At 42.6% G+C, this 4,680-nt stretch carries 4 protein-coding genes; 2 read left to right on the forward strand and 2 right to left on the reverse strand.

Annotated elements, in window-relative coordinates:
- Together Aru01_RS17875 and Aru01_RS17880 are read right to left on the reverse strand one after the other, a co-directional pair.
- Positions 1 to 657: DUF2804 family protein (locus tag Aru01_RS17875; protein ID WP_042111743.1), on the reverse strand; the 657-nt coding region annotated here is incomplete at its 3' end.
- Positions 658 to 820: 163 nt separating this feature from the next.
- Positions 821 to 1,942: a CaiB/BaiF CoA transferase family protein gene (locus tag Aru01_RS17880; RefSeq protein WP_016655022.1), complete on the reverse strand. Its 1,122-nt coding sequence runs from the start codon at positions 1,940 to 1,942 to the stop codon at positions 821 to 823.
- 210 nt (positions 1,943 to 2,152) lie between these two features.
- Here Aru01_RS17880 and Aru01_RS17885 point away from each other — a divergent pair, with 210 nt between their 5' ends.
- Positions 2,153 to 3,166, forward strand: a complete 1,014-nt coding sequence (locus tag Aru01_RS17885) for an AraC family transcriptional regulator (protein WP_040331042.1) — start codon at positions 2,153 to 2,155, stop codon at positions 3,164 to 3,166.
- A gap of 227 nt (positions 3,167 to 3,393) precedes the next feature.
- A complete protein-coding gene (locus Aru01_RS17890; protein WP_016655020.1) occupies positions 3,394 to 4,599 on the forward strand; it encodes an acetyl-CoA C-acetyltransferase in 1,206 nt (401 codons plus the stop codon).
- Positions 4,600 to 4,680: the final 81 nt, after the last annotated feature.

Raw genomic sequence — 4,680 nt, forward strand, 5'->3', positions numbered from 1 at the left:
TTTATCCCAAAAACTACAAGACAACCAGAACCAAGCGGTTTCTGGGCGCAGAAAACCACAGGTATCATCTAAGGCAGCTAAACTTTGATGATTAAACTCAATCTGTTGGTTATTTCGATCTAGAAAAAAACCTTCAACAGCTAAGGTCGTGAGTTTTTGCGTATACGTCCAACCATTGATGCCTGTTGGACTACACATACTTAGTGGATCAGTTCCTGCACAAAAGATTCGTGCCTTAAGTCTAATATCACCATGCTTACTCACTTGGATATAACGCACACCATTGGCATGCTGCATTTCAAGTTTATAGGGCGCATGATTGAAGTGACTTTGATTAAATAAAGGCTGCTCATCAACCACCGTATTACGCGCCAAGAACTGGTTGGCATTCCAGCTCTGTACTTGTGATGTTTCATGGTCATACACATAGAAAAAACCATGACCCATCCACGCAATATCTGCAATCGCAACACCAATACTGTAGTGCTCATGTTGAATACTACAAAATTTAAACTTTTTATATTTTAGTTGCTTACGCCAACCAGTAAGCAACTTGCCATAAGGTGTCTTATATACATAACGCTCTACACGTATAGAACGTGGAATGTGCGTAAACCGTCCATAATGTGGCTGACCATTTTTTTGTATTAATTCCATTTCAACAACCCAATTTCCAAAATACTAGACTTTAGTCGAGTGGTAATTATTGCTAATTTCCAATGAGTTGCAAAGCTCTATTACATTAAATTAGGATGCTAAGCACTGTCGCCTAAATATATTGTTTGAAATATCAGGCGATTAGATAATAAACAGTGCTTTTTTATTTAGGCCACTTACCCTGCCCCAAAGCTTGCCCAATATAGTCATATCTCATTTTCGAACGAGAAAACTTTATTGGACAAGCCATTTGTTTGATTGTTTCTGCACTTTGCTGCTCCACAGGTACATCGACTAACCATTGACGTTGCTGAGCCAAATCTGAATGTAAGGCTTCATCTAAACTCAAAACTGCTTCTACACACAAATCAAGCTTGGCAAAATGTGCCTGCCAATAGTCAAGATCTTGTTTTGAGATCACTTGAGAAATGGCTTGCTTCACCTGTGCACGATCATTTGCATCCATCGAACTGCCTTTTTCTACAATGATCGGGAGTGCTAAAGCGTCTGCCAAACCTAATTGGAACTGGGGTTCTAAACTACCGATAGATAAGTAACGACCATCACGTGTTGCATAGTAGTCGTAAAAACTTCCACCATTCAGTAACTCCCCTTCAACCTGCTGAGGGGCACCCGCTAGACTGGCTGCAGCCGCCATACTGTTGAGACTGGCCACACAATCGGTCATTGAGATATCAATATATTGACCCAAGCCACTTTTTTGTCGCTCAATGACTGCAGCTAAAATTGCAATCATGGCATGCATTGAGCCACCTGCAATATCTGCAATCTGTATGCCTTGCGCAGGAGGACCACTGGCTTTACGTCCACTATGGCCCGCGATACCCGATAGCGCGATATAGTTAATATCGTGCCCAGCCCGATCTTTATAGTCACTCGTTTGACCATAACCTGTAATTGAACAATAGATCAGTCCAGGGTGAATTTTTGCCAAAGTGTCATAATCAAGTCCCAAGCGCTGCATTACGCCAGGGCGAAATTGTTCAAGGACAATGTCAAAATCTTTGATTTTGTCATAAATCAATTGAATGCTATCTGGTTGTTTTAAATCTAAAGCAATAGACTGCTTATTGCGGTTTAAATAATTGTATGCTGCTGACTGTCCAAAAGCATAAGGTGCAAATAATCGAACTAAATCTGGCCGAGTAGGCGATTCAATATGTATAACTTCTGCACCTAAGTCTGCCAGATACATTGTGGCAAATGGTCCAGGCAATAATCCAGAAAAATCCAGTATTTTCAATCCACTTAAAGCCGCACTCATGCGTTTCATCCTTGATCATATAAATGCTTAAACTATGTTATAAAGTAAAAAACCTGAAAAACAATGTCATCTTCAGCCATTTACCCTGTTCATTTCTGCCATTTAACATGGCAAAATCAGATTTGCTTCGTTGTAAATTGCCAATTTAACTATTTAATTCGTCATTTGGGCCAAATATTTGTGAATATCAAAGAGACTGAAGAATTTAACATGAGTCGGGATACCATCAGTATCCATTTCGTCAATGCTGCATTGACAGGCGTCAAACGTTTAGGCATGGATGTCGAAACTTTGCTGTCTCACGTTGGGATTGAGGCCGAATTACTTCGCCAACCCAAAGCTCGTATTTCACCAGAACAATATACGCGTTTTATCCGCATGCTCTGGATGGTCACCCAAGATGAACATGTTGGCTTTGATATACAGCCACGTCGTCTAGGTACCTTTGCAATCATGTGTCAATTGATTGTCCATGCAAAAACCCTCGGTGATGCACTCGAACTTTCTTCACAATTTTATAAATTGTTTGGTGATGAATGGTCAGTGACTTTGGAACGAGATAAACACGAGGCACGCTTAGTGCCTTTAGTCCCTAAAACCATGGACCCTGATCACTATATTACTGAAAGTATGTTGATGATCTGGCATGGACTAGCCTCATGGCTGATCGAACGACGCATTCCACTTGAGCGTGTACATTTTAACTACCCACGTCCAAACCATGCAGATGAATATGATGCTTTATTCTTTGCACCGGTGATGCAGTTTGATGCACCACGTACTGAAATCACTTTTGCAGCTGACTATCTGGACTTACCTCTACGTCAAAATGATGAAAGCTTAGAAGAGTTTTTAAAAGCTGCTCCTGCACAATTGTTGGTAAAGTTTAAAAACAACAACTCGCTCACCTCACGTATTCGTGATGTGCTTAAGAGTCAAATCGGTGAAGAGATGCCAACACTTAACGATGTTGCATCGATGTTGTACCTATCACCTCAAACCTTACGTCGTCGTTTAGCGGCTGAGGGTAAAAGCTATCAAGGTGTTAAAGATGCTCTGCGCCGTGATGCTGCCATTCACCTATTACTCAACCCCAAATTGACTTTAGAAGATGTCGCTCAGCAGGTTGGTTTTAGTGAAACCAGTACATTCCATCGTGCTTTTAAAAAGTGGACAGGGGTAACACCGGGTCTTTATCGCCAATTGCACGGCTATATGTCTTAAGCACTGTGTGTTTATCATGAGTGTGACCCTATAGTCATTTGATCAAAACCAACATTTTTATATCCTCACCCAAGCCTATCTGTGCTTGGGTGAGTTGTTTTAGTCATCAGTGAAATGATCAAAACAATCATTTTCCAACATCATTATCGTCATTGCACTCTCGCCTCCATGCACTACACTGTTGTACACAACTGATTAATATTTTGCGCAATAAAAAGGAAAAGAACATGAGCGAGGCTTATATCGTCGATGCGATTCGCACGCCACGTGGCAAAGGGAAAAAAGACGGTGCACTGTATGAAGTGAAACCCATTACGCTACTGACCACTCTACTCCATCAATTACAGCAGCGGCAAAAACTAGATACCGCGATGATTGACGATATTGTTTTAGGCTGTGTCACACCAATTGCTGACCAAGGGGGCAACATTGCCAAGACTGCAGCAATTGCAGCGGGTTGGGATAACGATGTTGCCGGTATGCAAATCAACCGTTTTTGTGCATCTGGATTAGAAGCTGTCAATATTGCCGCACAAAAAATTCGTTCGGGCTGGGAAGATCTGGTGATTGCTGGTGGCGTTGAATCGATGTCACGTGTTGCAATGGGTTCAGATGGTGGTCCTTGGGCGCTTGACCCTGAAACCAACTTAAAATCAGGTTTTGTTCCGCAAGGCATCGGTGCTGATTTAATTGCAACTTTAGATGGTTATAGTCGTGAGCAGGTCGATGCATTTGCACTGGCCTCTCAACAAAAAGCCGCACATGCGCAAACGCAAGGCTACTTTGACCGCTCTGTTATACCAGTCAAAGATCAAGCAGGTGTGGTGATTTTAGATCGTGATGAGTTTATTAAACCCCAAACTACACTTCAAGGCCTCGCTCAGCTCAATCCAAGTTTTAGCGCCATGGGGCAAATGGGTTTCGATGCAATTGCATTACAGCACTACCCAGAAGCACAGAAAATTCAGCATGTACATCATGCAGGTAATGCTTCTGGTATTGTCGATGGTGCAGCTCTGGTGCTGTTTGCCTCTGAACAAGCCTTACAACAGCATGGTCTTAAAGCTCGTGCCAAAGTACTTTCAACCGCCTTGGTGGGGACCGATCCAACCATTATGTTAACAGGGCCAGCTCCTGCTGCTCGAAAAGCCTTAGCCAAGGCTGGGCTTAGCATTGACGATATTGATCTCTTTGAGGTCAATGAAGCCTTTGCTGCCGTTGTACTTCGGTTTATCAATGAGCTCAATGTCCCTGCCGAAAAAGTCAATGTCAATGGTGGTGCTATCGCGTTAGGACATCCGCTCGGTGCAACAGGTGCCATGATTTTAGGTACCTTGCTTGATGAACTTGAGCGTCAAGGTAAAAAGCGGGGTCTCGCCACGCTTTGTGTAGGTGGCGGTATGGGCATCGCCACGATTATTGAATTGGTATAAGGAGATCTAGCATGAGTGCAATTCAATTCAGTAAAAGTAGCGATGCGATCATCACTTTAACTTTTGACTCACCCAATCAAT

This window comes from Acinetobacter rudis, from assembly GCF_000829675.1.
In the GTDB taxonomy this organism is placed as follows: domain Bacteria; phylum Pseudomonadota; class Gammaproteobacteria; order Pseudomonadales; family Moraxellaceae; genus Acinetobacter; species Acinetobacter rudis.

Excerpts from the sequence above, each read along its gene's own strand:
- Aru01_RS17880 (WP_016655022.1), bottom strand. The coding sequence starts at position 1,942 with ATGAGTGCGGCTTTAAGTGGATTGAAAATACTGGATTTTTCTGGATTA.
- Aru01_RS17885 (WP_040331042.1), top strand. The coding sequence starts at position 2,153 with ATGAGTCGGGATACCATCAGTATCCATTTCGTCAATGCTGCATTGACA.
- Aru01_RS17890 (WP_016655020.1), top strand. The coding sequence starts at position 3,394 with ATGAGCGAGGCTTATATCGTCGATGCGATTCGCACGCCACGTGGCAAA.